This is a genomic window from Acinetobacter sp. YH12252 (assembly GCF_013417365.1).
Taxonomy (GTDB): Bacteria; Pseudomonadota; Gammaproteobacteria; order Pseudomonadales; family Moraxellaceae; genus Acinetobacter; species Acinetobacter towneri.
This window is the reverse complement of the sequence record NZ_VPEA01000007.1, coordinates 69,630-95,449: the sequence shown is the minus strand read 5'-3', so window position 1 is coordinate 95,449 and position 25,820 is coordinate 69,630. Positions and strand designations below refer to the sequence as shown.

Below are 25,820 nucleotides of genomic sequence, written 5' to 3'. Positions count from 1 at the left end.
AAAACAATTCTATAGGATTAATTGATATGACACATGAATATGGATTGAACTTAAACAAATGCCTACGCGCTTGGAAAAATAGCCATTTCAAAGCCAGCTTCTAAATCGAGATTCATCATATTTCGTCAGATTTCAACCAAATTTTAGCCACTGAAAGCATCTTGCTAAGCACATGAGTTTTCACATAAAATGTGAAATATCAAAAATACAATTAAAACAATGCAGGGAATATGCAATGTCCAAGAAATATTCAAAATTTCTACCATCCGCCGACCAATATGATATTGAACAATTTCCGTATTATTGGGTCACACAAGTACATGCTCAATATGTACAGAATGTCGATCAGGCACTTAAAAAGTATGGTTTAGATAATTCTCGCCGTCGTATTTTATTGGCATTAAGGTCAAAAGCACATGCGAGTGTGTCTGATTTGTCAGACATGGTGGTGTCAAAAATGTCAACTACAACTAAAATTGTTTATCGTTTAAAAGATGAAGGTTTGGTTGAAACTTATTCTTGTGATGATGATGCGCGTATCACTCGTGTCGTGCTTACTGAAAAAGGTAATGAGATGACCAACAAAATTAATGATCTGACTAGCGTTGTTTTAGAGCAGTCATTTGATGGTTTAACTCCACTACAAATTGAAAAAATGATGGAAAGTTTACGTCATATTTTTAATAATTTAGCACGCTAAACATCACGTTATTGTTCCACATCTGTTCTTATCCTATATAAGCACAAGATGTACTTAAAGATCGAAAAAATTGAGCTGGGGGCTTACTTTTTCGATCTTTGCTTTTGGTACATGTGAACACTCAAACTCGTCTAAAGGAAAGCCCTGCACAAAGCTGTGTATGTTCGGTGTTTTCAAACTTAGCCATTCATCTAAACGTGCATGTGGAATAACAATAACAGAACGTTTGACTGGCCCAGGCTCATGCAATTCCTTCATCATCGCGTGATCAATTGCGTCCATGGTAATCATACTCGCAGAACGGACAATTTCTTCCGTGCCTTGCCCATCCTTTAAACGGCAAATTTCATACAGTGCTGCAATAAAAAAGGCCTGTCCATCTTTACGACGTACACCCCAACGCTGCGGTTTACTGTCTATATATTTGGATTCATAAAATTCTGACACAACAATCGCGCCAAATTTACACTTATAAGCAGCTTCACTAAAACTTGGTTTTTCTAATAAAGTTTCGTTACGGCAATTATAGGTTTTTTGCGCAATACTTCTGTCTTCCGCCCATTTGGGAATCAAGCCAAAATTCACCGAGCGCCACTCTAAACCTTGTTCAGACTTAAACAATAGTGGCACACTCGAATTTGGATACGCTTCTTCAGCATATTCAAACGGAATTTCAGGCAGACCTAATGCAGATAATTGCGCTATGCTTATTGGTTTAAAATTGGCACACATATACAAATTGGATGATTAGACACACGCACTATATTATGCGTTTTGATCATGAACAGTAAGTGCGCACCCACGCATTCCTTCTTACTCAAACAAAACGCAGGACAAATAATTACCGTTAAGCTGGCAATGTCAGCCAATGCGTGCGGGTAAATTCTTCAAATATCCAGCGCCCATTAAAACGACCTAAGCCTGAGTTTTTCTCACCACCAAACGGTGCATTGGCATGATCGGCAACGGTAATACCATTAATATGTGTCATTCCAACATCAAACTGTGCTGCAAATTCTGCACCGCGTTCTACATTTGTAGTGCATACAGCAGCAGATAAACCATAGCGTGTATCGTTCGCTAACTGTAAGGCATGTGCGGTATCTGCTGCTTTGAGAATCGGTAAAATAGGTCCAAAACTTTCATTTTGTACAATTTCTGAATCGGCAGCGACATTCACAAAAACATGTGGTGCAACTAAGTTCCCCGTAACCCCGCCCGCATAAACCAATTCTGCACCCTGCGCCTGTGCTTTTTGAATAATATGCTGATGCTTTTTCACCTGTTCTGCATTAATAATTGGCCCAATCAAGGTGTCATTTTTATTCGGATCACCTACTACTAATTGCGACACACTTGCTAACAATTTTTCAAGATAGGCTGCATAAATAGACTGATCGACAATGACCCGATTGGTACTCATGCAAATTTGACCTTGATGCAAAAAGCGCCCCATCACAGTTAGTTCTACGGCCAAATCTATATCTGCATCATCCAAAATGACTAAAGGTGCATTGCCACCGAGTTCTAAGGCGACACGTTTTAAATGCTCACCCGCAACGGCCAGTTGCCCTACATGCTGTCCAACTTCTGTAGAGCCTGTAAATGAAATCATTTTAGGAGTTACATGCTCAACAAAGTAATCACCAATTTCACGACTCGCACCCGCCACCACATTGAGTACGCCTGCAGGCAAGTCTGCTTCTTCGAACAGTTTACCGAGTATAGTTCCACCTGTGACTGGCGTATCACTGGCAGGTTTGAGCACTACACTATTACCACAAGCAATCGCTGTAACCACTGAACGCATAGACAAATGGAAAGGGAAATTCCACGGACTGATCACAGCAATAACACCCAAAGGTTTACGCAAAACAACACTACGGACTTTCGGATCTTTGCTTTCCAGTTGCGTCGTGGTCATTTGCTCGGGAAATTGTGCAGCTTCTTGAATAATCCCTAAAGCAGCATCGACTTCGATATTGGCTTTTAAACGGGTACTGCCCGACTCATCAATCAGCCACTGGATAATTTCTTCGCGTCGTTGCTGAATGACTTGCTCTAAGTTCTTAATGATGTATTGACGCAGACTTGTGGATTGAATCAATTGTTCATCAAAAGCTTTTTGCGCTGTACTATAGGCACTATCAACATCTACCACGCTGGCGCCCTGCATCTCAAAAATTGTAGTTTGATGATATGGATTCAAGTTTGGAATGGTTTTAGTAGATGTCCCAACCGACCACTTGCCGCCAATAAATTGTTGATTCAAATCTTGATATGCTGGCATGTATTTGTCCTTGCGCTACTTTTTATATATGACTTTCACTCTACTCCGCAGCTTGATGTTTTTCTAGCAGCAAGTACATCCTGTAACTATTCAGCTGCAAAATTTTCAAAAAACCATAAGCAAAATACAGGCAACAAAAAAGCCTCCGAAGAGGCTCATTTGTTTGTATTACACAATCAGTAAATCAAATCCTAAAGGATTAATCACCTGTATAACCTTTTAACTTTAAACGCGCTGCGTGTAAAAGTGGCTCTGTGTAACCAGAAGGTTGCTCGCCACCTTTGAAGATCAAGTCAGATGCAGCTTGGAATGCAATGTTATTAGCAAAGTCGTTAGACATAGGCGTGTATAGTGGATCATCAGCATTTTGTTGATCTACAATTTTCGCCATGCGCTGCATTACTTCTTCAACCTGTTCACGCGTTACAATTCCGTGACGTAACCAGTTGGCAACGTGCTGAGAAGAAATACGTAAAGTTGCACGGTCTTCCATCAGGCCCACATCATTGATGTCTGGAACTTTAGAACAACCTACACCCAGATCAACCCAACGAACGACATAACCCAAGATACCTTGGCAGTTATTTTCCAGTTCTTTTAGTTTCTCTTCTTCAGACCAGTTGGTATCAGTTGCAAGAGGTGGAGTTAACAAATCATCTAAAGGCAATGCTTCAGTTGCAAGCAATTCTTGCTGACGGTTTGCTACATTAATTTGATGGTAGTGAATCGCGTGAATCACTGCACCTGTTGGAGACGGAACCCATGCACAGCTTGCGCCTGCTTCAGGATGTTCAGTCTTGGTTTTGTACATGTCTAACAGCATGTCTGGTTTTGGCCACATGCCTTTACCAATCTGTGCTTTACCACGTAGACCTGTTTGTAGACCTACCATGACGTTACGGTTTTCGTAAGCTGGGAACCATTTTTGGCCTTTGATTTCGCCTTTACGAACAAATGGACCTGCTTCCATGAAGGTATGGATTTCATCACCTGTACGATCCATGAAACCGGTGTTAATAAAGATGGTACGGTCTTTCGCCTGAGCAATACAGTTTTTCAGGTTAACAGAGGTACGACGCTCTTCATCCATGATACCGATTTTCAGGGTTTTAGCAGGTAAGCCAAGCGCTTGTTCAGCACGTTCAAACAGCTCAACCGCAAATGCTACTTCTTCTGGACCGTGCATTTTTGGCTTAACGATATACATAGAACCGGTACGTGAGTTCTTGATCGTGTTCTCACCACGGATATCAGCCACAGAAAGCAATGGAGTGACCAATGCATCCATGATGCCTTCATAAATTTCTTCGCCATCTACAAGGATCGCCGGGTTTGTCATCAAGTGACCCACGTTACGAAGCAGCATCAATGAACGGCCATGAACCTTGGTCTCACCGCCTTCAACATTTTTGAAGGTGCGGTCAGCATTTAGTTTACGGGTAATGGTCTTGCCATTTTTCTCGATAGACTCTTCAAGCGTACCTTTCATCAAGCCTAACCAGTTACGGTAGCCTTCAACTTTTTCTTCAGCATCAACTGCTGCAACAGAGTCTTCCAAGTCTTGAATCGTCGTTACAGCCGCTTCAAGCACAACATCTTTCACGCCAGCTGCATCTGTCTGTCCAATTGGGCTGTTTGCATCAATCTGGATGACTGCGTGCAGGCCGTTATTTTTCAGTACGATTTCAGTTGGTGCAGAAGCTTCGCCATTGTAACCAACGAATTTAGAGCTATCCGCAACAGTTGTTGTAGAACCATCTTTTAGGCGAACAACAAGTTTGTTTGCTTCTACAGCATATTGAGTCGCGTCGGCATGTGAACCTTGCGCCAATGGGAAAGTTTCATTTAAGAAGTTTTTCGCGAATGCAATTACTTTTTCACCACGAACTGGGTTGTAGCCTTTACCTTTTTCTGCGCCATTTTCTTCAGAAATAACGTCAAAACCGTAAAGTGCGTCATATAACGAACCCCAACGTGCGTTTGCTGCGTTCAAGCAATAACGTGCGTTACGTACAGGTACTACGAGCTGTGGACCAGCCAATAATGCGATTTCTTCATCAACATTTTCGGTGGTAATTTGAAAATCTTCTACTTCTGGTAATAAGTAGCCAATTTCAGTCAAGAAAGCTTTGTAAGCTTCTAATTCAAATGTATTATTGCGGTGCCATTCATCAATTTTAGCCTGAAGCTCATCACGCTTTGCGAGTAATGTTTTGTTCTTAGGGCTAAGATCGACAACGACTTGCTCAAAGTTTTTCCAGTATGTATCACTGTCCAAACCAGAACCTGGTAATGCTTCATTTTCGATGAAATCGTAAAGTTCTTTAGCAATCGCTAACTTGCCTTTTTGAATACGTGCAGTCATTGTCTTTCCTGATATTGCTACTTTTTATACAAGAGATTCTAGTATACTGATTTATATTTAGCTGAATAGTATTATCACATTTCAAAATAACGATCATTTATTACAAGATGAATGACAACAATCATCATAAATCCTGATCAGAAACACGACACTATTACTCATCTAAATACACTTTTACAGTGTATAAAGTTTTTGAAATGTCGAAATTAGACTTAAGTTCAGATTTTGTTGTAAAAATCGACGTCAGTCTTATTGCAACCCTTCAAGATTAAGCCATGTTTATGACAAAATGTCGATAAAACCAACAGTCACATCTTTTCTATCATAAAAAAGCGCCTAGTTCTAGGCGCTTAAAAGATCAACTGATTTGATGTTTGGCTTCGGTGGCCTGTATCTGTCGATGTTCTTCATTTAAGTAATCATCAGACTGCATTTCCAATAAACGTGAACGTGTGCGTTCAATTTCAAATGCCAGTTTTTCGCCCTGATAAATTTCAATAATCGAATCTTCAGAAGTCAGTAATAACTTGACACCACGATCATAAAATTCATCGACCAAATAAATAAAACGACGTGTTCCTTCAGACAAGAAGTCTGTTAAATGCGGTACATTGCTCACCAAAACCGTGTTGTAGATGTTGGCAATTTCAATAAAGTCTGCAGGACTACGCGGTTTAAAGCACAGTTCTGAAAATTCACACCACAACACATCTTCAGTATGCGCAATTGTTTCAACAATACGTTGGTTGATAATAATTGGCTCAGAAGAATAATGTTGTGTATTACTCAAAGCACTGAAACGCTGTGCCATCCAGTTTTGATTATCATGCGTTAAAGGCGATTTAAATAATTGCGCCTGTTTCAAAACACGTAAGCGATAATCTACACCAGCATCGACATTTAGCACTTGGCAATGTTTTTTGACCATTTCAATGGTTGGAATAAAACGATCTCGATGGATACCATTTTTATATAAACCGTCTGGGGCGATGTTAGATGTTGCCACCAAAGTAATGCCACGATGGAATAATTTTTGGAACAAGTCACTCAGAATCATCGCATCAGTCACGTTAGATACGAAAAATTCATCGAAACAAATCACCACTGCATCTTTATAAATTTGGTCTGCAACAGAATCGAGCGGGTTACGCTGCCCTGAAAGTTTGTTCAGTTCACGATGCACATGCTGCATAAAGTGATGAAAGTGCATACGTGTTTTACGTCTAAATGGAATCGAGTCGTAAAACTGATCCATGAGCCATGTTTTACCACGACCTACACCACCCCACATATAAACACCCTGTGGTGCTGTTTGGCGGCGGAAACGGCGGAACGCTTTTTTTGATGCTTTATAGCGTTGAATTAATTCCTGCCACACACGCTCAAGTTCGTGTACAGCCTGCGCCTGCGCATCATCTGGCATAAATTGTCCAGAGGCTAACGCTTGTGCATAACGCTCCGCAGGCGATAATGGAGTAAAGGCTGTGGTTTGTGGCGAATTAAAATCAGACATATTCATCAGTACTTATTTGGGCAAATAGATTATAACGAAGATCGAATCACGAGATATAGCACTTTGGCATAGTTTGCAAAATACTTAGGCTATTTTGTATATTGGCGTGGACTTTGTCCAAACCACCGCTTAAAGGCATGATTAAATGCTGCGGGTTCTGAATAACCAAGTAACTCTGCAATCATTTCAATTGAATATTCCTGATATTCAATTAATCGCAATGCTTTATCTTTGATGAGATCTTCACGAATTTGTTTATAACTGGTGTTCAGTTGTTGCAGTTGATGGCGCAATGTCCGTTCAGGAATTTGCAAAGCATGTGCTGTTTCTGCCATGCTCGGCATACTGCCCTGTTGTAACTCCAAATAATCTTTTACGCGCTGCACTACCGAAGGCGCATCATCTTCAAGTTTAAGTCGCTCTAACTCAATCACACACTTGGCTTCATAACTGCTAAAAGTGACTGCATCGGCAGAGGGAATACGTGCTGTGAGAACTGCATCATCAAACCAAAATGCTGCTTGTGATTGATTAAAAACAATATCTTGACCGTAATAATCATAAAAAGTTTGCAAAACTTCACTTTGCTGCGGCTGTACAAATGGCAATTCTATGCGAATACGTGGCGCACTCATCCCCATCATTTTATATAGGTCTTGAATAAATTTGAATGTGCCTGAAATTTCACACTGCGCACGTAATACACCTAAACTACTATGTAAATCATTGGGTTGATAACACAATGCAATATGCCGCGTGCTATGTTGTAAACTTAGTTTCCCGCTTAAATGCGTCAATCCCTGATATTGAATCCCTTTTTCTAATGCAGTGGCAATATCTGGACTGGTCACCAATAACATCAATAAAGGACCATAACCTGCCAAAGCATAATGCTGTCCAATAAACAGCCCCATTTCAGGTTCTACATCTTCACCAATCACTTTTAGAATATCCCATTCCAAACTCGGATGAATGATTGAACTGGTATCTAGCGCATCTGCACGCAAGCCGATACTTTGCAATTTTGCATCGACATCAACGCCTGCTTTACGCATGCCTTGTATTAAATACATTAAGCCAAGTATGGATCTTTTCATAAAATGAACAGTGCGAAACGGAATATCCTTTTTACCCGATTCGTCCACAGATAGAAATTGCCGAAAATATCAATTTTTATGTCAGCACGATCATGTTACCACATGCTGGCTTATTCTATCCTGACTCAAACAAACTCAAGTCAAACAAAATAAATATAAGGATGTCTTCATGCAGGATGCAGCAGCTCATTATCAAGTCGCAATTATTGGCGCAGGCTTTGGTGGATTAGCCATGGCGATTCGTTTGCTACAACGCAACATTCATAACTTTGTGATTTTAGAAAAGTCTAATGAAGTGGGTGGTACTTGGCGTGAAAATCAATACCCTGGCGCGGCTTGTGATGTGAAGTCGCATCTGTATTCATTGTCATTTGCACCCAAAACTGACTGGTCAAAACGCTATGCCGAAGCACCAGAAATTTTTCAGTATATTCAAGATGTGGTGCAACAGTTTAATCTGCGCGAATATTGCCAATTTAACAGCGAAGTGGTGCATACCGAATACCATGAAAAAGACTGTGTATGGCATGTTGCGTTAAAAGATGGCAGACAATTGAGTTGCCAATATTTAGTCTTTGCTTCTGGCCCACTGCATGTGCCACAAATCCCGCACATTAAAGGCATTGAAAAGTTTCAGGGCAAGGTTTTTCACTCGTCTCAATGGGATCATCAATACAACTTAAATAGCAAAGTTGTGGCATCTATTGGCACAGGCGGCAGCGCGATTCAATACATTCCTGAAATTGCACCTCAAGTTAAACAGTTATATGTCATGCAACGTACAGCTGCATGGGTCATTCCACGAGATGAACGCAAATATCTGAATATTGAGAAAAAACTGTTTAAACAAGCAGACTGGTTTAGAAAATTGCATCGTGCGCGTTTGTATTGGTCGAATGAATCACGTGCAATTCCAATCATGCAACCTAGCGTGATGAAATATACCCAAAAACTTGCAGAAGCCTTTATTCGTTTTCAGGTCAAAGACAAACAATTGGCACAAAAACTCACGCCTGACTACATTATGGGATGTAAACGTATTTTAGTGTCCAATAAATACTTCCCAACTTTTAACCGTGACAACGTCGAATTAGTGACTGATGCAATACAGGAATTGACTGCAGACAGCATCATCACCAAAGATGGTAAAATGCGAAAAATTGATTGTCTGATTTATGGCACAGGCTTTATTACCGATCCGCGTATCTATCTACAGCCATTTAGCTGCATTGGTGAACATGGCGTTGAATTAAAACAGGCATGGAAAGATGGCGCAGAAAGCTATTACGGCATTAGCCACAAAGGTTTTCCGAACCTGTTTCAGTTGCTTGGGCCAAATACAGTTTTGGCGCATAACTCGGTTATTTTTATGATCGAATCGCAAGTCGATTACATTCTGCAAATGATGGATTTGGTGGCACAATCACAGAGCAATGCAATTGTAGTAAAAGATCAAGTACAAGATCAATTTAACCACGATGTGCAAGACATGCTAAATAACACGGTTTGGCAATCTGGCTGTGTAAGTTGGTATCAACAAGATGGTGGAAAAAACTTTGCACTTTGGCCAACCTATACTTGGAAATATTGGCTAAAAACCAAGTCGCTGCATCCGAGTGATTTCAGATTAATCAGTAAAGCGGCATAAATTTCCGCTTTTAAAAGCAAACTGGCATAATCAACAGGTTTTTATCTATCTCCCACCTGTTGATCTCATGCAATCTCTTTGGCTGATTTTCCAATTACTCTGCTGTTTATGTCTAGGCTTTGTACTGGCAAAACGCCTCCCTCGAATAATCGAAAAAATTGCGTTTCAACTGCTTCCATATTTTAGCTATATCCTGCTAATTGCAATTGCGATGGAATTTTCACAAACGCTCGGTTCACTACAGCAGCCATCGCATATTCTATCTACAGCTTTACAGATTGCATTTGCTACATCAATTGGTGCTTTTCTGTGTTGTTATTTGCTTTACAAAGGTTTGGGGCTGCAAGCAACGCAAGGCAAAGTTTCATTACAGTTGTTGATTCAATCCTGCATCAACATCAGTTATGCCTTTTTTGCACTTTTGGCAGGCTACGTGCTGCATCTACTTTTTAGTGCTATGGATTTCCAAGTTCAGATCAACACTTGGTATTTACTGTTGCTGTTTATGTGGATGATTGGACTCGATCTCGCTTATTCGCCTTTAGATCGTTCTTGGCTGAATTGGAAAATTTTAATGGTGCCCGTAGGCTGTATTTTCGGTTCAGTTGCAGGGGTACTACTTTGCGCACTTTGGCTCCCCATCGCTCTACAAGATTTGCTTATGCTCTCACAAGGTTATGGATTTTATTCCATGAGCGGGATTGTGGTGTCGGAACTTCGCAATGCCGAATTGGGTAGTATTGCGTTAATGAATGATTTATTCAGAGAGATTTTTGCGATATTGCTGATGTATATTTTGGGATGGCGTTATCCACGTGCTGCAATTTCTGCCGCAGGCGCAACTGCCATGGACGTCACTTTGCCCATGGTAAAACAAGCCTGTGGCAACGATTTTATTCCACATGCCATGGTCAGTGGATTTGTATTGTCAATCCTTGCACCCATTGCTGTAAGTGTATTGGCTGCTATTTAAAAAGAATCAACAATTGTCCTCTCTCCCTCTGGGAGAGAGTTGGAGAGAGGGTTTGCGCTCTATTTAGGCGAGAGTTAGAGAGAGGGCTTATCTCCCTTTTAGAGAGTCAGCGATAGTAAAATTAAAGCGTCGCTAAAATATCTTTCAAAGTCTGACGTGGATTTTCAGATTTTGTAATTGGACGACCAATCACCAAATGCGTAGAACCATCCAGCATAGCTTGTTTGGGAGTCACAATACGTTTTTGATCATCGGCATTTGAGCCTTCAGGACGAATCCCTGGAGTTACTAAGGCAAAATTCTGCCCTAAGATTTCACGCAACATTTTGGCTTCTTGCGCAGAACACACCACACCATCTAAACCACTTTCTTGAGTGAGTTTAGCTAAACGCTGAACTTGCTCAAAAGGCTCAATATCTAAACCTAAATCTTTTAAATCTTCACGCCCCATAGAGGTTAGTACAGTCACTGCAATCAGTTGAGTCTGATAATTCCCTGCTTTTAAACGCTCCACACAGGTTTCCATCATTTTACGACCACCTGAGGCATGCACGTTGACCATCCATACGCCTAAATCTGCTGCAGCACATACAGCCTGAGCCGTTGTATTTGGAATATCGTGAAATTTCAAATCTAGAAAAACCTCAAAACCTTTGTCATGCAAGGCTTTCACGACTGCAGGACCTTCATGGGTAAATAACTCTTTACCAACTTTTACTCGACATAATGCAGGGTCTAATTGTTCTGCAATGGTTAAGGCGTCATATTGGCTTTTAGCATCGAGGGCAACAATGATACTCAAGAGAATTACCTATGGATTTGACAAAGAGTCGCTATTATAAAGTGATTCGTGCCAAGCAGATAGTCAAAAAGACAGCTTATCCCCCATCGCAGCGATAATCAGCCATTCGTCAAAGGCACACATAAAAAAACACCCCAAGATAACCTTGAGGTGTTGATGATCAATTCGCTCAACAGAGCAAATTAAAGTGCATTAGAAGAACGATCTTCAGTATGCACATCTAATACCGTTTTTTCATGACGAGTATGCGCAGCAGCTTCAGCAGCAGCCAGTTGAGCTACATGAATTTGCTCTTTGCGTAGGTATTCAATATCTTTACGTAGTCGCTTAATTTCCCAACTATTTTGGAATACACGGAAAACCTGCACGCCCAACAATAACCCTAGCACCAAACCAAGTGCCAATGTAATCAGTAGCAATAGACCCAAACGCATTGCAGGCACTTGAGTAAATAACAGGTCAACTGAAAGTTCAGTGCCGTTTTGCAAAACCAATGCCAGAGAATATCCAAATAGAATAACTAAAATAGCGACTAGAACGTAACGCATAAACACCCCTAGGAATTTTATTTATTTACAGACTCGTTTACTGCATCACGTAGTGCTTTACCCGGTTTAAAGTGCGGTACAGCTTTAGCCGCAACTTCTACAGACTTACCTGTTTTTGGGTTACGACCTACACGTGGTTCACGGTGATGCAATGCAAAACTACCGAATCCACGAATTTCAATTCGGTTATCTGCCGATAGTGATGCAATCATTTGATCAATCATGATCTTCACAGCTTCTTCCACCAATGGCTCAGCCAAATGTGGATTTTTCAAAGCAATTCGTTCTATCAAATCAGACTTATTAAGTGCTTCAGTAGTCATCTGCGACCTCTTTAATTATCAAGCTACTTTTACCTAAACTGATAATAACCTGTTTAAATACAAAACGGTAGCGTAATAATTGAATACTACGCTACCGTTTACAGTATTTGTGTAAAAAGTATGTGCTAATTTACATTAACCATACAGTTTACCCGCAACTTAGTTGCCCATTTGAGCTTTGATCAAGTCACCAATTGTCTTAGGACCATTGTCTTGACCGCTAGTTGCAGTTTTCAAGTTAGCAACAGCTTCTTTCTCTTCAGCTTCGTCTTTCGCTTTGATAGACAAGTTGATAGAGCGAGATTTACGGTCTACGTTGATGATTTTCGCTTCAACTTCTTGACCAACTTCCAAGAACTTAGTTGCATCTTCAACGCGATCACGGTTGATTTCAGATGCTTTAAGTGTTGCTTCAACTTCGTCAGCTAACTTAACAGTTGCGCCACGAGCATCAACAGCAGTTACAGTACCTTTAACCAAAGCACCACGTTCGTTAGCAGCTAAGAAATCGTTGAATGGATCGCTGTTCAATTGCTTGATACCAAGGCTGATACGGTTGCCTTCAGCGTCTACAGAAAGGATAACCGCTTCAACAGTGTCACCTTTCTTGTAACGACGAATAGCTTCTTCGCCTTGCTCGTTCCAAGAAATGTCAGACAAGTGAACTAGGCCATCGATACCGCCTGGTAAACCGATGAAGATACCGAAGTCAGTGATTGACTTGATTGTACCTGAAACTTTTTCACCTTTGTCGTGGTTCTTAGCAAACTCTTCCCATGGGTTAGCACGAGTTTGTTTGATACCAAGAGAAATACGACGACGCTCTTCGTCCACTTCAAGAACCATAACGTCAACTTCGTCACCAATCTGAACAACTTTAGATGGGTGGATGTTTTTGTTAGTGTGGTCCATTTCTGAAACGTGTACTAAACCTTCAACGCCTTCAGCGATTTCTGCGAAACAGCCGTAGTCAGTTAAGTTTGTTACGCGAGCTTTAACGATAGAACCTTTAGGATAACGGCTCATGATCGCTAACCATGGATCTTCGCCTAATTGCTTAAGACCTAAAGATACGCGGTTACGCTCTTTGTCAAATTTAAGTACTTTAACAGTAACTTCTTGACCCACTTCAACCACTTCTGATGGATGCTTGATACGTTTCCAAGCCATGTCAGTGATGTGAAGAAGACCGTCAATACCGCCAAGGTCAACGAATGCACCGTAGTCAGTAAGGTTCTTAATCGTACCAGTAACAGTTTGACCTTCTTCAAGCTGAGCAAGAAGCGCTTCACGGTCAGCTGAAGATTCAGCTTCCATAACTGCACGACGAGATACAACAACGTTGTTACGTTTAGCATCAAGTTTGATAACTTTGAACTCTAACTCTTTACCTTCAAGGTGAGTTGTGTCACGGATAGGACGAGTGTCTACCAAAGAACCTGGTAAGAACGCACGAACTGGACCGATGTCTACAGTGAAACCGCCTTTAACTTTACCAGAGATAACACCAGTAACGATTTCGCCGTCTTCAAAGATTTTTTCAAGTTTAGTCCAAGTTTCAGCACGTTTCGCTTTTTCACGTGATAAAACAGTTTGGCCCATACCGTTGTCAAGTGCTTCAACAACAACATCAACGGTGTCACCAACTTGAACTTCAAGTTCGCGTTGTTCGTTTAAGAATTCAGCGCGGTCAACAACGCCTTCTGATTTAAGGCCAGTATCAACTGTTACCCAGTCAGAGTCGATGCTTACTACAACGCCTTGGATGACAGCACCCTTTTCAACGTTGAGGTTTAATTCGCTTTCTTCAAAGAGGGCTGCAAAAGATTCGGTCATGATATACCTGATAAAGTCAGCGGTCTTGGATCAGACAAGGCCGGTTTAGTTAAGCGTCTACATAGTCCGTATAGAACTGATCAAGCTATGCGTTCGCTGAATAGGTTTATTTCACGCGGTTAAGCGCGGCAAATAGCAAGCTTCTGATCGACATAAGCCGTCATTAATGCAAACACTTCATCAATGTTCAACTCAGAACTATCAATGATGTAAGCATCTTCTGTGGGCTTGAGCGGAGCAACTGTGCGCTCCATGTCTCGTTTGTCGCGAGCCTGTATATTCGCTAAAATGTCGCTTATTTTAGCATCCAGCCCCATACCCTGCAACTGTTTTACTCGTCTTTGTGCACGCGACTCTGCCGAAGCAGTTAAATAAATTTTAGCCTGCGCATTTGGAAAAATACTGGTCGCCATATCGCGTCCATCTGCAACCAAGCCTGGTGCTTGGGCAAAGGCATGCTGACGTGCAAGTAATGCTGTGCGCAATTCAGGTACTGCCGCAACTTTTGAGGCATATTCCCCCACACGTTCGGTACGTATGGTTTGCGTGACATCTTCACCATCAAGCAACACTTGTGTGCCATCTGGCTGGGTCACAAATTGAATATTGAGCTGTGTTGCAATGGCAACGGATTGACTCAGTTCAGTATCAAGTTGATCTAGCAAATTCTGCTTATGTAACGCCAAACCCAACAAACGATACAACGCACCAGAGTCGAGTAAATGAAACTGATAATATGCTGCCAATTTTGCCGCGAGTGTGCCTTTACCTGAACCGCTAGGGCCATCAATGGTAATAATTTGAACCGTCATGCTGTTTCCGAAATGATTAGAGAGATTTTGCGAGTTTGGATAAACCAATTTTAATTGCAGTTTTCAACTGCGCAAGAATAGCTTTGCTCACAAATGGAACTCGCGCTTGTAGCTCAATGCGATACGTGACCAAGGTTTTGTGATCTGCCACTTGCTGAAATTCAATGGTACCCAAATGATGTTTGATCAATGGATTTTTAATGATTTTATATTCAATCCGCTGATTCGGTTCAAGCACGGTAATTTGCTCTTGCAAAGGTTTAATTGGCCCAATCCCCATACGACGCACCGAACCCACCCCATCTGGACGTTCAGGATCGGCAGAATCTTTAATGCGTACCACTTGCATTGGTGCAAATGCAATATTATAAGTTGCATGTTTAGAAAGTAATTCAAATACTTGCGCAACTGGCGCATTAAATTCTTTTTTAATTTGAATAGCGTGCATAGTTTGCCCTGATGATGAATGCTGTGTTGTGTTTGATTTAGTTTAACGCAAATCAAGCCTAAAACTCAGAACTGGTTTTGATCATGAAGGTCATTTATCAACTGTTGCTGTTTTTGTTGTTTCTTTTGCGCCCGGCGCAGCTTAAAAAAGTCGCTCAATTGGGCTGAACATTGCTGTTCTAAACAACCTGATTGATACTCAAAAATATGATTGTAATAACCCGACTCTAAAAGCTTTCTGGCACTGATTAATGAGCCAGCTTTGGGTTCAGTTGCTCCAAATACCACACGTTTGATTCGCGCATGAATGAGCGCACCCACACACATGGTACAAGGCTCCAGTGTGACATAAAGCGTGGCATCTTCAGGTAAACGATAATTTTGAATATGATCACATGCTGCACGGATTGCCACAATTTCGGCATGTGCGGTTGCGTCGTGTAAGGAAATAGGCGCGTTATAACCCGCGCCAATCACTTGATTTTGACTAACGATGACAGCCCCCACAGGAATTTCCCCCTGTGCTGCAGCCAAAGCAGCCTGCGCATAGGCAAGCTGCATCCAGTCTTCATCACTATAGTTCTGTTCTGACATTTAAATATGAGTAAAAATCAATACGAATTAAATAATCTCGTATTGTTTCAATAACTCATTCCAGCTTTCAATGCTCGTCACAGGTGGATTGTCTGCAAAAATGGTTTTGAGCTGCACTGGCCCATTTTGCTGCCAAGCTGGTGCAAGGTCTTTATCGACCAAACGTGCGCGCACACCTTCGACAAAATCTGCGTGGCGAATTTTCCAGTCTGAAATTTGCGTTTCCAGTTCAAACACTTCATTCCAAGCGTGAACCTTCTTACCCCATTGCCATAGTAACCACGTTAAAGCTGCTGTGGTTGGTGAACCTTTTTGCAAGTTTTCACTGGCTTGACGTAACCAATCGCTACGTGCATCGCTTAGACCAATGATGGATTCATAATCACTTTCAAAACTCACACCACGGCACACGCTTTGAATCACATCCAAAGAATTCTGTAGCGGCCCAGGCCCTACAGGACGGTGCATGCTGTTCAAGGTATCATCAATGGCACGGAAGTCACCTGCAGGGTAATGATTCCAGTCAATATTAATGACTTTTTCTAATACAGAAGCGCGTTGTGCATCACAAATATGGGTTGCCCAACCAATACCATACGCACCTGCAGCAGTCATAATTGAACCCGTTAAACCTGTGAACAAGCCAATCGCACCACGGTCAGCCAAGAAACGAGTTGCCCCTACATCTGGGTATAAACCAATGTTAATTTCTGGCATAGCTAAACGTGAATACGGTGTCACCAAACGGAATGGTGCAGCCATAAATAGACCCAAGCCACCACCCATGACATAACCTTCACCCCACACTAAAACAGGCTTGGCATAGTTATGTAGCAACAAGTCCAACGCATATTCTTGCTCAAAGAATTTATTGGCAGTTGCAACCTCATCATTAATGACAAGCTGACGTAATTTACGCACATCACCGCCTGCACAAAATGCTTTTGGTGTGGTCGAATCTAGCCAAATTGCTTTTACGCTATCATCGGTATGAAAGTCTTCAAATACTGCCAATAATGCAGAAACAATAGATTCATCTAAAGCATGCAAAGATTTTGGGCGATTCAAACGTACAATGCGCCAACCGTTATTTGCTTCTTCGACAATTAAATCCGGATGATATTCTTTAGAAATGGGAGAATGTGTCATGCGTCCAGCTGCCAGTCTATAGGCTCAATGCCATTTTGTTTAAGATAATTATTTGATTTTGAAAATACTTTACATCCAAAAAAACCACCGCGGTTTGCTGCCAATGGGGATGGATGCGCTGCCTTCAAAATCAGATGTTTATTTGGATCTATACGTTGTCCTTTACGTTGTGCATACGCGCCCCACAAAATAAACACAATATGCTCACGTTGTTGATTTAACACATCAATCACATGATCTGTAAAATCTTCCCAACCCTGCTTTTGGTGCGAGGTTGGTTGTCCTGCTTCTACCGTTAACACGCTGTTGAGCAGCAATACCCCTTGCTCTGCCCAATGCGTTAAATCACCGTGTCTTGGAATAGGCACACCTAAATCTGTATGTAACTCATGGAAAATATTACGCAAAGATGGTGGCAATGCAACCCCTCTTTGTACAGAAAAACTAAGTCCATGTGCCTGATTAGGTCCATGATAAGGGTCTTGCCCAATAATCACGACTTTCACCTGATTTAAAGGCGTGGTATTTAGAGCATTAAATATCAGTGAACTTGGTGGATAAATCACCTTATTCTGTTGTTTTTCCTGCAACAAAAAATCGCGTAGCGCATCCATTTGTGGACTCAATAAAAATTCAGCTAGATTGTATTTCCAACTCTCATCTAACTGAACTTTATTTAAGCTCGCATATTGCTGCTCAGTAAAAGACATACCGCTATCAATCCTTGTTGATGTCTAATGATGTGATTTAAAGTTTAACTTGTAACTCGACATTCGGGTTTTGGAATGTCATCCCCTGTTTTAATTTTTCATACATTTGTGGGTCTGACCATTCTGTCTGTACTTGCTCAGAGAAATGAATTTGATCCAGACTTAGCAATCCCATCTGCGCATTTTCAATATCTTCCAAAAAGCTTTGTGCATAGCCTGTATCAGTTTCATGTACAATCACAGAATAGACCTCTACATCACCTTCCCCATTTTGCGTGATGGTCGATGCCAAAACTTGCTGTGCCAAATAAAAGAAAATACGTGAAAACTGCTCTGCTGATGGCGATACTGGTAAAGATACCCAACGTGCGCTGAACGTTTTGCAGGCTTGAATATATGCAGGGTCATCCTGCTCCCAAAAACAAATGGCATGATCGAAGGCATCAAATAATTCTTTGATTACACCTTTAAGCAAACCAAAGTCATACACCATTTGTCCATGATCAAGTTTTGAAGCTTTCAGTAATAATTCTACTTTATAGCTATGACCATGAATCGAGCGCTTACAGCGGTCTGAAGTGCAATTACGCACAATATGCGCATTTTCAAACTTAAATAACTTTCGAATTAACATGGGTCTTAACGTCATCAAAATATTTGGGGGATATTCTTTTTAATTATAATGCAAAACGTGAACAATAAGCCAATTTTAGCCCGCAGATTGCCAGACAAAAATCGTAATGATCAGTTTCAGTACAGATATGCAATGCATTTGCATCCGAATAACAGCAACTAAGTCAAGGTTAATGCTAATACTTAAAATGGCGCCAGACTTCGCCCACTGACATTGACAGATTTTTCGCTACGCACCAAATCACTGCTAAATTGACGTTTGCGCTCGCCCAATACCACTTCAATTTTGGCTTTAAAATAATGGGATTGCACACCCAATAAACTTGTAAATTCATTGCGTATCGCGCTATCGACAGCTTGAAAGCCATCTAACTCCCACAAAGCATTTACATTGCTAAAGTGCTCTAAATTGGCATTACGACGATCAAGTAGATTTTGCACAGCAACCACATCCAATTTTTCATCAAAGCTCGCCAAAACTAAAGCAGGTGCGGTATTAATATTGATAGTGGTATCTCGTTTTGGCAAGGCACTCACATAAGGTGCAATTTGCTGATACTTCGCACCTTCAAAACCACGGACTTGTTTTAATTCTTCCGCACTATGAAACAAGCTATTGGGCGGTAAATAAGGAATTGGCAAACCTTGGTAATAACTCGACTCTGCACCCATTGCACCACTCGGCTCATCATCTGCATCTTGCCAGTCAATCACGGCTTCACTTAATTGAGCAGGTAGCCCAACACGCTGCAACAGTTTTTCAAAATATTTTTTTGCTTTTTCGTTCACTTGATCTTCGGTTGTCAGCAAACTATTTAAATTAAATTTCCCTGACTCATCTTGCAGCACGCCCGATACATAACCATCTTCGACTGGAAATGGCGGCATCGGTTTTGCCCAGTTCTCTTGTAAGTGATCAACTTGGCCTGCATTTTCAGCATCATCTTGCAGTAATTCTGCAAAAAATACTTCAGCACTTTTGGCATATAACAATGCCTGATTTTGACGCATCAAATAGGCGGTATTTTCACTGGTGTACATTTGCCGCTTGGCAATGGTCGCTGCCAAAATCGTAGCTAAGGCAACCAACATCAAAATCGTAATCAAGGCGATGCCTTGTTGTGATTTGATGATGCTACCTAAGCGCTGAGTCGATTTTGAATACATTGCCACTGTGCCTTTAATTGTCTTTCTTCTTTAAAAAATCAGTCTGCAATAAGCTAAATATCCATTCGTATTGCACGTCACGCACGGTTAAATTTATTTTTATTCCTTTCGGGAGTAGCCTTAATTGTTCAGTTTGCTGCGAATCGACACTGCTTTCAGGCCAACTGCTCAATTCATTTGGATTCAAAACCATAATCTCAAAGGCTTCGACTTCATCCAACATCACGCTCGACTCAGGCTGATCATTGCCCGTTTGATGCAAATTACGATATTTTAAACGATACAATTTTTTTTCATCGGCACGATATTGATATTCAACACGCTCATGGGGTGAAATACTCTGCTGCAAAGGATCGGTCACCCCTGTTTTACTGAAATTAAAACGTCCATTTTGTAAAACCAAAGCAGGTTGTTGCTGCCCTTTGACATTGGCCGTTAATGGAACAGCCTGCATCGTGTCACGTAATATTTGTTGATAGCTTTCTTGCAACTGTTCTAGATTGGCTTCATGCATCGCATTGCGATCTTTGACTTTGGCGAGATAATCAAATACTTTCCAACCCAAAGCAGACAGCACTGCAAAAATTGCAATAGCGACTAGCAACTCAACTAAAGTGAAGCCTTTCTTTGTACTCATGATTGCTGCTCACGGGCATTAAAAAACACCAAAGAAGTCACTCCTGCTTCAACTTGTCCTGTGTCTTGATTATATAAACTGATTTGAAGATCGACACGTTGCACATTCGGACTAATGGTTGGCTGTGTGGACTTGTCAATTTGCCATGTTTCGCCCTGTTGTGTCACTTGATTTGACTCTGTTCCACTTAACCATTGCCGATTCATTTCCATCAATGCCACTTCATTCAAAGCCACAAATTGTGCTTTGGTTCTTAAAATTGCATTGGCGGTGGATTGGGTATATTGCATCGCCACTTTGGTCATTGCCATAGCTGCTGTTGCAAAAATTGCCAAAGCCACCATAACTTCAAGTAGTGTAAATCCTTTAGCTTTCATGGATTTTTCCTAAATGATCGACCTCTATTTCCGCACCTACAGGACGCTGTTCTAAATAGAACTGAATACGCACAGGTTTGGCTTCACCATTGCCCAGCCAAATCAGTGCGGGTGCATTACCTTGCAGCAACTCACTATTGTTAGCATTCGGATAGCTTTGTTCTAAAGATAAAATTTGGATAGAAACTTGTTCAGGCAACGTTCTGCTTTTAAATTCGCCATAGTTTTGCCATTTTTGATTATTTTGCAGGGTTAATTGTTGTTCTGAAGCATAAGGCTGATATTCCAGTACATCATATCGCGCAGGTGAAACATCGGTTGCTTGATGCAAATTGAGTGCAAAAATACGCGCTTGATCATTGGCTTCACGATTCAGTTTACGCAAATCCAATAAAAACACTTCCCGCGCCTGCATGGCTTTACGCTGATCAACACCACCGATATTCATTAAAACCAGCGATGCCATAATCGCCATAATGACTATCACCACCATCAATTCAATGAGCGTAAAACCGCGAACCGAAGATAGTGGTGTGTTCATAGCGTATTAATTCAATTGCTCGAAAGATTGTGCTTGTTTGGGCATCGCCAACGCTTGATCGATATAGGCCACACGTAAAGTATCCCGGGAACCTAAATAACGCTGATAGAAACTTGAGTTTAAAATGGCTGCCGCACCATGCGTAAGTGCCCAAATTGAAGCCAGATAATCACGCACTTCCATGTGACTATTAATAGATTCCAAATATTGTTCAGTCATACGGATAATGATGCGTAATCGGCTTTTACGAACCTGATATAGTTCACTAAACAACAAGCCAATGCCAACACCCGTTGTAGAAAGGCGTTCTTCAATTTGATGAAAAAGCACAGTACGTTCAGGATGATGTAAGTGATGCAGCATAAAAAATGCTAGATGTTCAGGAAACTGTTTTTCCGCATCTTTAATCATTTCTAGCAACATGCGCTCATTACGAATAATAAGCAACATATATAGTTCATCTTTACTTTGAAAGTGTTTATATAGAGTACCTTTGGCCAAATCCAGTTCTGCTGCCAAAGCATCAAGGGTCATTCCTGCTTCACCATTTTCCAAAAGCAACTGCTCTGCCACTTGGAAAATTAACGTTTCTCTTGCTCGAAACTGAGCCTGACGATCCATCTTCACCCGATAAACTCTCTTTTCACTATTCAATCAATGGAAATTTTTAATATCACCAGAACATTAAATTTTTGCATCATTCCACTATGCAAATTAATGTCCTTTGAGCAGGTTTTCAAAGTTTTGTGTTGTTATGAAAGCCATTTCCTCTAAGGACTTATCATATACATCACTTAGGGCTTTGGCTACATACGGAACGTATTTTGGCTCATTTGTCTTACCGCGATATGGCACAGGTGCCAAATATGGACTATCAGTTTCAATTAAGACACGGTCTAAAGGTACTTGCTTAGCCACATCACGTAAATCTTGCGCATTTTTAAAGGAAACAATGCCTGAAAACGACACATAATAACCACAATCTAACACCGCTTTGGCGGTTGCCCAGTCTTCAGTAAAGCAATGTAATACACCATGCGTCGATTTTTCCGCACGGATAATATCTACTGTATCTTGCTTGGCAGCACGGGTATGTACCACCACAGGTTTTTTTACAGCTTGTGACGCATGAATATGCCGTGCAAAACAGGCTTTTTGCTCTGCGACAAAATCGGTACTGTGAAAATAGTCCAAACCTGTTTCGCCCAAAGCCCAGACTTTGTCTGCTTGTGCTAAAGCAATCAGTTGCTCGGTGGTGGCACGCGCCATATTTTCAGCATTTTCACAAGGATGCACACCCACGCTATAACCAACATCGGCATGGCGTGCTGCAATTTTTGACAATGCAATATGATCGTCTAAATCGACAGAGATACCCATAATTTTAGACACACCCGCTAGGCGTGCCTGTGCAATTGCTGCATCTAAGTCACCATCATAAGGGCTTAAATCCAACATCGTTAAATGACAATGTGTATCTACAAACACGATTTTTTCCTAAAAGCAAACAACCTACATAGTGTAACTGTTACGGTTGTCAGACTTAAGCCCCGCAAGGATTCTTTCGGCTTCAGATTTGTAATAAACGCCTTTTTCACCGCTCAGTTGAATGCCAAAGCCCTGCAATTTGATGCCGTTTTGCTTTTGCGAAATCCAGATGACTTTTCCTGTAAGTGGAATTTTTTGTGATTGTTCAGGCAAAGTTGCAAGCACGAAGATTTCTTCACCCATTTTTACAGGTTGTTTTGAGGGTACAAATAAGCCACCGCCCACAACGTATGGCATATAACTTAAATATAGCGTTTCGACATCAGGAATATTGGCCTGAATAATACCGCCCATACGTGGTTGCATCATGTTCCCCTTAAATATTCATCAACTTAATACATAATTGATCAAGCACTAGATTACTTTGCACGTTTTGCTCAAGCATTGGCTTGGCTTGCTGTAATTCTGCATATAAACCAAACAGACTTTCTAAGTCATATTGTTCAGCCAAATGCTGCAAAGCGGTGCTTAAATCCAAATTTTTAATGCTTTGATTTAGCTTGACACAAATTAAATCACACAACAAGTATTCAAACATCTGACTAAAATCAGTAAAGCTCAGCGCCTTGTTCCACTTGGTTGCGATTGCCATCGGCATATTTTTTTGCGTTACCAGTTTAGACCAGTCTTTGAGAAAATCTGTACGCTGTTCTAGCCATTCTGTCTGTGCCAACTGCAAAGCCTGCAACGGCATTTGATTAGACAAATTCATCAACAATTGCTGTTTGTCTGCATCTAAATCGGGCAAATGCTGCTGCAAATATGCCGTAGCCTGTGCAGCATCAATACGGTCTAAAGCAAAATGCTGCAAACGGCTACGAATGGTTGCAGGTAATTTAAGATAATGATCTGCCAGCAAAATAATCACGATGCGATCACCCGGTTCTTCGAGGGTTTTCAGCAACGCATTGGAAGATGCAATATTTAAGGCTTCAGCAGGTTCAATCACAATCACCCGCCAGCCATCTACCGTTTGCTGGACAAAAGGTAATAAATCACGGATCTTCTCGATCTTAATTTTCGCGTTTTGCTTTTTATTCTCTTCATCGGTGCTGATATAGACATAATTCGGATGTGTATCTGATTTTAACCACTGACAACTGCTACATTCACCACAAGGCTGTGACTGCACATCACGCTGTTGGCATAAAATCCAAGCCACAAATTGCTGTGCAAAGGCTTCTTTACCACAACCCTGTTTGCCAAAAAACAATAAACCATGCCCCATTTTGGGAAATCGCCCTGTCAGGTTTTCCCAAACTTGTTGCTGCCAAGGATATACTTGTCCAATTACATCACGTTGCATGGTCGGTGATTCACTTACTCAAAATGGGCAATATCCATTGCATTTAAACGGTCTAAGTCTGCTTGGGTATCTACACCCGGTGGTAAATTGGCTTCTGCAACTGCAATGGCAATACGATGTCCATTTTCCAAGACACGCAATTGCTCTAGGCTTTCCAGCTTTTCCAATGTTCCCATTTCCCAAGTCACATATTCTTGCAGCAATTCCACACGGTACGCATACAAACCTAAATGGCGATACGCATGTGCATGCAATTGTGGTGTCGCTGCTTTCGCACCATCGCGGTCATAAGGAATCGTGGCACGGCTAAAATACAAAGCCTGATTGTGTTTAGACATGACCACTTTAACAATGCTGTCGCGAGTAAATTCATCTAGTTGCTGAATCGGCTCACATAGCGTAGACATCGAGCATTCAGGTTGAGCTTCTAACAACTGCGCCACTTGTTGCACCAATTGCGCAGGCAAAAGTGGCTCATCGCCCTGCACATTGACGATAATATCGTTTTTATCCCAACCTTTAATGCGCGCCACTTCACTTAAACGATCTGTACCTGATGGATGGTCTGCCGAAGTCAGCACTACATCTACACCTTCGGCACGGCATAATTCTGCAATACGAGCATCATCGGTCGCCACACACAAGTCATCAAAACCTGCCACTTTTTTTGCCTGATCAACCACACGTAAAATCATGGCACGACCATGAATTTCCAGTAAAGGTTTGCCTGGCAGGCGTGAACTAGCATAACGTGCAGGGATAACAATGTGCTTCATAATTTTCCTTATCATGGTCTTTCAGGCAGGTTTAAACCCAATTGTTTCAATTGTTGATGTAAGGTGACATAGCAGGCCGATGACAATACTGCATCTACAGGTACAACCCAAATTTCACGCTGAAAATCTGGATATTGTTTTAACAGAGGCAATAACTTTACTGCATCTTTTTCTGTGGTAATAATCGGTTGCGAATCTTCAAACTGCAAATCGGTAATTTCATAGTCATGGTGGTCTGGAAACTCATGGCATTGAAATTGGGTCACACCCATCGACTCTAAAGTTTTATAAAACCGCTCAGGAAAGCCAATGCCCACGACAGCATAAAAATTTTGGGTCGGATCAAAAATTAATTCTTGTGCGGGATGCAATAAGTATGGCGCTGCAACGGCCAAATGCATATTTAATTCAGAACTCGGGTGCGCTGCATGTTCAATCACCGTGGCATGCTCTAATCGAGATTTTGGTTCACGCAAATAACCTTCGGGCAATATTTTCTCGTTACCCAAACCACGATTATTATCTAAAACAATCCATTCCAATTGACGGTTTAAAGCCAAATGCTGCAAACCATCATCACTAATAATTAAATCCAATTCATGCTGTGCAAGTAACAATTCAATACTTTTTTGACGATTTGGCCCCACAGCCATCGGTACGCCTGTAGATTGCACAATCAAAGTCGGTTCATCGCCCACTACGTCAACATTAGCGTCAATGCTGACATAGGCTGGAAATGGGCCTTTTCCGCCATAACCACGGCTAATCACGCCAACACGAACATCTAAACTTTGTAGATATTTGACCAAGTGAATCAGCAAAGGGGTTTTGCCGCTGCCACCCACAGTAATATTGCCAATCACCATCACAGGTACGGGCGCGGTATAAGCGGTTTTAATACCTGAACGATATAAATTTTGATTGAGCAAACTCACACCACGGTACAATAAAGACAAGGGTCTAAGCACAACCAGCCATTTGGCCTGTTGCTGCCAAGCGTCCTGAATAAATTGTGCCAAAGCCATGAG

General features: G+C 41.4%; 28 protein-coding genes. 3 read left to right on the top strand and 25 right to left on the bottom strand.

The annotated features are described in order from the left end of the window. The first annotated feature begins 235 nt into the window (after window positions 1-235). The gene (locus tag FTV28_RS08770; RefSeq protein WP_004976754.1) at window positions 236-700 is read left to right on the top strand and encodes a MarR family winged helix-turn-helix transcriptional regulator; all 465 of its coding nucleotides are present in this window, start codon (window positions 236-238) and stop codon (window positions 698-700) included. Between the two features lie 54 nt (window positions 701-754). Here the strand turns inward: FTV28_RS08770 and FTV28_RS08765 are convergent, their stop codons facing one another. The 5 genes from FTV28_RS08765 to FTV28_RS08745 form a co-directional block, all read right to left on the bottom strand. Further along, window positions 755-1,432: an SOS response-associated peptidase family protein gene (locus FTV28_RS08765; protein ID WP_179990146.1), complete on the bottom strand. Its 678-nt coding sequence runs from the start codon at window positions 1,430-1,432 to the stop codon at window positions 755-757. A gap of 115 nt (window positions 1,433-1,547) precedes the next feature. Next, window positions 1,548-2,990: an aldehyde dehydrogenase family protein gene (locus tag FTV28_RS08760; RefSeq protein ID WP_131261472.1), complete on the bottom strand. Its 1,443-nt coding sequence runs from the start codon at window positions 2,988-2,990 to the stop codon at window positions 1,548-1,550. A gap of 199 nt (window positions 2,991-3,189) precedes the next feature. Beyond that, window positions 3,190-5,355: a malate synthase G gene (locus FTV28_RS08755; RefSeq protein ID WP_004976757.1), complete on the bottom strand. Its 2,166-nt coding sequence runs from the start codon at window positions 5,353-5,355 to the stop codon at window positions 3,190-3,192. 358 nt (window positions 5,356-5,713) lie between these two features. After that, window positions 5,714-6,868 carry a cell division protein ZapE gene (gene zapE, locus FTV28_RS08750; protein WP_004976758.1) on the bottom strand — a complete coding sequence of 385 codons (1,155 nt, stop codon included), beginning with the start codon at window positions 6,866-6,868 and terminating at the stop codon, window positions 5,714-5,716. Between the two features lie 89 nt (window positions 6,869-6,957). Beyond that, window positions 6,958-7,965 carry an AraC family transcriptional regulator gene (locus tag FTV28_RS08745; RefSeq protein ID WP_171501106.1) on the bottom strand — a complete coding sequence of 336 codons (1,008 nt, stop codon included), beginning with the start codon at window positions 7,963-7,965 and terminating at the stop codon, window positions 6,958-6,960. Between the two features lie 169 nt (window positions 7,966-8,134). Here FTV28_RS08745 and FTV28_RS08740 point away from each other — a divergent pair, with 169 nt between their 5' ends. After that, window positions 8,135-9,613: an NAD(P)/FAD-dependent oxidoreductase gene (locus FTV28_RS08740; RefSeq protein WP_179990144.1), complete on the top strand. Its 1,479-nt coding sequence runs from the start codon at window positions 8,135-8,137 to the stop codon at window positions 9,611-9,613. 67 nt (window positions 9,614-9,680) lie between these two features. Next, on the top strand, window positions 9,681-10,586 hold the full coding sequence (locus tag FTV28_RS08735; RefSeq protein WP_004976767.1) for a lysine exporter LysO family protein: 906 nt from the start codon (window positions 9,681-9,683) through the stop codon (window positions 10,584-10,586). A 121-nt stretch (window positions 10,587-10,707) separates the two neighbouring features. Here FTV28_RS08735 and pyrF read toward each other — a convergent pair whose 3' ends face one another. The 20 genes from pyrF to lpxK all read right to left on the bottom strand — a co-directional run bounded on the left by pyrF (window position 10,708) and on the right by lpxK (window position 25,817). After that, window positions 10,708-11,388 carry an orotidine-5'-phosphate decarboxylase gene (gene pyrF, locus FTV28_RS08730; RefSeq protein ID WP_178867766.1) on the bottom strand — a complete coding sequence of 227 codons (681 nt, stop codon included), beginning with the start codon at window positions 11,386-11,388 and terminating at the stop codon, window positions 10,708-10,710. Window positions 11,389-11,570: 182 nt separating this feature from the next. Further along, a complete protein-coding gene (locus tag FTV28_RS08725; protein WP_104851900.1) occupies window positions 11,571-11,936 on the bottom strand; it encodes a lipopolysaccharide assembly protein LapA domain-containing protein in 366 nt (121 codons plus the stop codon). A 17-nt stretch (window positions 11,937-11,953) separates the two neighbouring features. Continuing rightward, entirely contained in the window at window positions 11,954-12,259 is a 306-nt protein-coding gene (locus tag FTV28_RS08720; RefSeq protein ID WP_004976773.1) for an integration host factor subunit beta, read from the bottom strand. 159 nt (window positions 12,260-12,418) lie between these two features. Then, on the bottom strand, window positions 12,419-14,095 hold the full coding sequence (rpsA, locus tag FTV28_RS08715; RefSeq protein WP_004976774.1) for a 30S ribosomal protein S1: 1,677 nt from the start codon (window positions 14,093-14,095) through the stop codon (window positions 12,419-12,421). Between the two features lie 119 nt (window positions 14,096-14,214). Further along, a complete protein-coding gene (gene cmk / locus FTV28_RS08710) occupies window positions 14,215-14,907 on the bottom strand; it encodes a (d)CMP kinase (protein WP_179990142.1) in 693 nt (230 codons plus the stop codon). Between the two features lie 16 nt (window positions 14,908-14,923). Next, window positions 14,924-15,355, bottom strand: coding sequence for an SRPBCC family protein (locus tag FTV28_RS08705; RefSeq protein ID WP_004976780.1), 432 nt, complete (start codon window positions 15,353-15,355; stop codon window positions 14,924-14,926). A 65-nt stretch (window positions 15,356-15,420) separates the two neighbouring features. Further along, window positions 15,421-15,948 carry a tRNA adenosine(34) deaminase TadA gene (tadA, locus tag FTV28_RS08700; RefSeq protein ID WP_179990140.1) on the bottom strand — a complete coding sequence of 176 codons (528 nt, stop codon included), beginning with the start codon at window positions 15,946-15,948 and terminating at the stop codon, window positions 15,421-15,423. A gap of 27 nt (window positions 15,949-15,975) precedes the next feature. Beyond that, entirely contained in the window at window positions 15,976-17,097 is a 1,122-nt protein-coding gene (locus FTV28_RS08695; RefSeq protein WP_004976784.1) for an enoyl-CoA hydratase/isomerase family protein, read from the bottom strand. Next, window positions 17,094-17,807: a uracil-DNA glycosylase gene (gene ung, locus FTV28_RS08690; protein WP_004976786.1), complete on the bottom strand. Its 714-nt coding sequence runs from the start codon at window positions 17,805-17,807 to the stop codon at window positions 17,094-17,096. The genes FTV28_RS08695 and ung overlap by 4 nt, the downstream gene beginning before the upstream one ends. 37 nt (window positions 17,808-17,844) lie before the next feature. Then, window positions 17,845-18,441 (bottom strand): 6-carboxytetrahydropterin synthase, encoded by a 597-nt coding sequence (locus tag FTV28_RS08685; protein WP_104851897.1) that lies wholly within the window; start codon window positions 18,439-18,441, stop codon window positions 17,845-17,847. A gap of 182 nt (window positions 18,442-18,623) precedes the next feature. Further along, window positions 18,624-19,607: a type II secretion system minor pseudopilin GspK gene (gene gspK, locus FTV28_RS08680; protein WP_171501107.1), complete on the bottom strand. Its 984-nt coding sequence runs from the start codon at window positions 19,605-19,607 to the stop codon at window positions 18,624-18,626. 13 nt (window positions 19,608-19,620) lie between these two features. After that, the gene (gene gspJ, locus FTV28_RS08675; protein WP_131261480.1) at window positions 19,621-20,244 is read right to left on the bottom strand and encodes a type II secretion system minor pseudopilin GspJ; all 624 of its coding nucleotides are present in this window, start codon (window positions 20,242-20,244) and stop codon (window positions 19,621-19,623) included. Continuing rightward, window positions 20,241-20,621, bottom strand: coding sequence for a type II secretion system minor pseudopilin GspI (gspI, locus tag FTV28_RS08670; protein ID WP_179990138.1), 381 nt, complete (start codon window positions 20,619-20,621; stop codon window positions 20,241-20,243). The genes gspJ and gspI overlap by 4 nt, the downstream gene beginning before the upstream one ends. Continuing rightward, on the bottom strand, window positions 20,611-21,162 hold the full coding sequence (locus FTV28_RS08665) for a prepilin-type N-terminal cleavage/methylation domain-containing protein (protein WP_131261481.1): 552 nt from the start codon (window positions 21,160-21,162) through the stop codon (window positions 20,611-20,613). Before FTV28_RS08665 ends, gspI begins: the two co-directional genes overlap by 11 nt. Before the next feature lie 6 nt (window positions 21,163-21,168). Continuing rightward, on the bottom strand, window positions 21,169-21,783 hold the full coding sequence (locus FTV28_RS08660) for a TetR/AcrR family transcriptional regulator (RefSeq protein ID WP_004976797.1): 615 nt from the start codon (window positions 21,781-21,783) through the stop codon (window positions 21,169-21,171). A 93-nt stretch (window positions 21,784-21,876) separates the two neighbouring features. Beyond that, on the bottom strand, window positions 21,877-22,650 hold the full coding sequence (locus FTV28_RS08655) for a TatD family hydrolase (RefSeq protein ID WP_004976800.1): 774 nt from the start codon (window positions 22,648-22,650) through the stop codon (window positions 21,877-21,879). 24 nt (window positions 22,651-22,674) lie between these two features. Beyond that, window positions 22,675-23,016 (bottom strand): PilZ domain-containing protein, encoded by a 342-nt coding sequence (locus tag FTV28_RS08650; RefSeq protein ID WP_026438361.1) that lies wholly within the window; start codon window positions 23,014-23,016, stop codon window positions 22,675-22,677. Window positions 23,017-23,026: 10 nt separating this feature from the next. Beyond that, window positions 23,027-24,016, bottom strand: a complete 990-nt coding sequence (locus FTV28_RS08645; protein WP_154320798.1) for a DNA polymerase III subunit delta' C-terminal domain-containing protein — start codon at window positions 24,014-24,016, stop codon at window positions 23,027-23,029. A 14-nt stretch (window positions 24,017-24,030) separates the two neighbouring features. After that, window positions 24,031-24,792, bottom strand: coding sequence for a 3-deoxy-manno-octulosonate cytidylyltransferase (kdsB, locus tag FTV28_RS08640; protein ID WP_004976805.1), 762 nt, complete (start codon window positions 24,790-24,792; stop codon window positions 24,031-24,033). 11 nt (window positions 24,793-24,803) lie between these two features. After that, entirely contained in the window at window positions 24,804-25,817 is a 1,014-nt protein-coding gene (gene lpxK, locus FTV28_RS08635) for a tetraacyldisaccharide 4'-kinase (protein ID WP_179990136.1), read from the bottom strand. Between the last annotated feature and the right edge of the window lie 3 nt (window positions 25,818-25,820).

What these genes read in the sequence shown, in the direction of transcription:
- FTV28_RS08705 (WP_004976780.1), bottom strand. Translation starts at nt 15,355, where the DNA reads ATGCACGCTATTCAAATTAAAAAAGAATTTAATGCGCCAGTTGCGCAA.
- FTV28_RS08660 (WP_004976797.1), bottom strand. Translation starts at nt 21,783, where the DNA reads ATGGATCGTCAGGCTCAGTTTCGAGCAAGAGAAACGTTAATTTTCCAA.
- ung (WP_004976786.1), bottom strand. Translation starts at nt 17,807, where the DNA reads ATGTCTTTTACTGAGCAGCAATATGCGAGCTTAAATAAAGTTCAGTTA.
- tadA (WP_179990140.1), bottom strand. Translation starts at nt 15,948, where the DNA reads ATGTCAGAACAGAACTATAGTGATGAAGACTGGATGCAGCTTGCCTAT.
- gspK (WP_171501107.1), bottom strand. Translation starts at nt 19,607, where the DNA reads ATGTATTCAAAATCGACTCAGCGCTTAGGTAGCATCATCAAATCACAA.
- FTV28_RS08760 (WP_131261472.1), bottom strand. Translation starts at nt 2,990, where the DNA reads ATGCCAGCATATCAAGATTTGAATCAACAATTTATTGGCGGCAAGTGG.
- FTV28_RS08765 (WP_179990146.1), bottom strand. Translation starts at nt 1,432, where the DNA reads ATGTGTGCCAATTTTAAACCAATAAGCATAGCGCAATTATCTGCATTA.
- FTV28_RS08755 (WP_004976757.1), bottom strand. Translation starts at nt 5,355, where the DNA reads ATGACTGCACGTATTCAAAAAGGCAAGTTAGCGATTGCTAAAGAACTT.
- FTV28_RS08735 (WP_004976767.1), top strand. Translation starts at nt 9,681, where the DNA reads ATGCAATCTCTTTGGCTGATTTTCCAATTACTCTGCTGTTTATGTCTA.
- gspI (WP_179990138.1), bottom strand. Translation starts at nt 20,621, where the DNA reads ATGAAAGCTAAAGGATTTACACTACTTGAAGTTATGGTGGCTTTGGCA.
- kdsB (WP_004976805.1), bottom strand. Translation starts at nt 24,792, where the DNA reads ATGAAGCACATTGTTATCCCTGCACGTTATGCTAGTTCACGCCTGCCA.
- FTV28_RS08695 (WP_004976784.1), bottom strand. Translation starts at nt 17,097, where the DNA reads ATGACACATTCTCCCATTTCTAAAGAATATCATCCGGATTTAATTGTC.
- FTV28_RS08745 (WP_171501106.1), bottom strand. Translation starts at nt 7,965, where the DNA reads ATGAAAAGATCCATACTTGGCTTAATGTATTTAATACAAGGCATGCGT.
- FTV28_RS08770 (WP_004976754.1), top strand. Translation starts at nt 236, where the DNA reads ATGTCCAAGAAATATTCAAAATTTCTACCATCCGCCGACCAATATGAT.
- FTV28_RS08720 (WP_004976773.1), bottom strand. Translation starts at nt 12,259, where the DNA reads ATGACTACTGAAGCACTTAATAAGTCTGATTTGATAGAACGAATTGCT.
- gspJ (WP_131261480.1), bottom strand. Translation starts at nt 20,244, where the DNA reads ATGAGTACAAAGAAAGGCTTCACTTTAGTTGAGTTGCTAGTCGCTATT.
- lpxK (WP_179990136.1), bottom strand. Translation starts at nt 25,817, where the DNA reads ATGGCTTTGGCACAATTTATTCAGGACGCTTGGCAGCAACAGGCCAAA.
- FTV28_RS08685 (WP_104851897.1), bottom strand. Translation starts at nt 18,441, where the DNA reads ATGTTAATTCGAAAGTTATTTAAGTTTGAAAATGCGCATATTGTGCGT.
- FTV28_RS08650 (WP_026438361.1), bottom strand. Translation starts at nt 23,016, where the DNA reads ATGCAACCACGTATGGGCGGTATTATTCAGGCCAATATTCCTGATGTC.
- FTV28_RS08740 (WP_179990144.1), top strand. Translation starts at nt 8,135, where the DNA reads ATGCAGGATGCAGCAGCTCATTATCAAGTCGCAATTATTGGCGCAGGC.
- rpsA (WP_004976774.1), bottom strand. Translation starts at nt 14,095, where the DNA reads ATGACCGAATCTTTTGCAGCCCTCTTTGAAGAAAGCGAATTAAACCTC.
- cmk (WP_179990142.1), bottom strand. Translation starts at nt 14,907, where the DNA reads ATGACGGTTCAAATTATTACCATTGATGGCCCTAGCGGTTCAGGTAAA.
- zapE (WP_004976758.1), bottom strand. Translation starts at nt 6,868, where the DNA reads ATGTCTGATTTTAATTCGCCACAAACCACAGCCTTTACTCCATTATCG.
- FTV28_RS08725 (WP_104851900.1), bottom strand. Translation starts at nt 11,936, where the DNA reads ATGCGTTACGTTCTAGTCGCTATTTTAGTTATTCTATTTGGATATTCT.
- FTV28_RS08645 (WP_154320798.1), bottom strand. Translation starts at nt 24,016, where the DNA reads ATGCAACGTGATGTAATTGGACAAGTATATCCTTGGCAGCAACAAGTT.
- FTV28_RS08665 (WP_131261481.1), bottom strand. Translation starts at nt 21,162, where the DNA reads ATGAACACACCACTATCTTCGGTTCGCGGTTTTACGCTCATTGAATTG.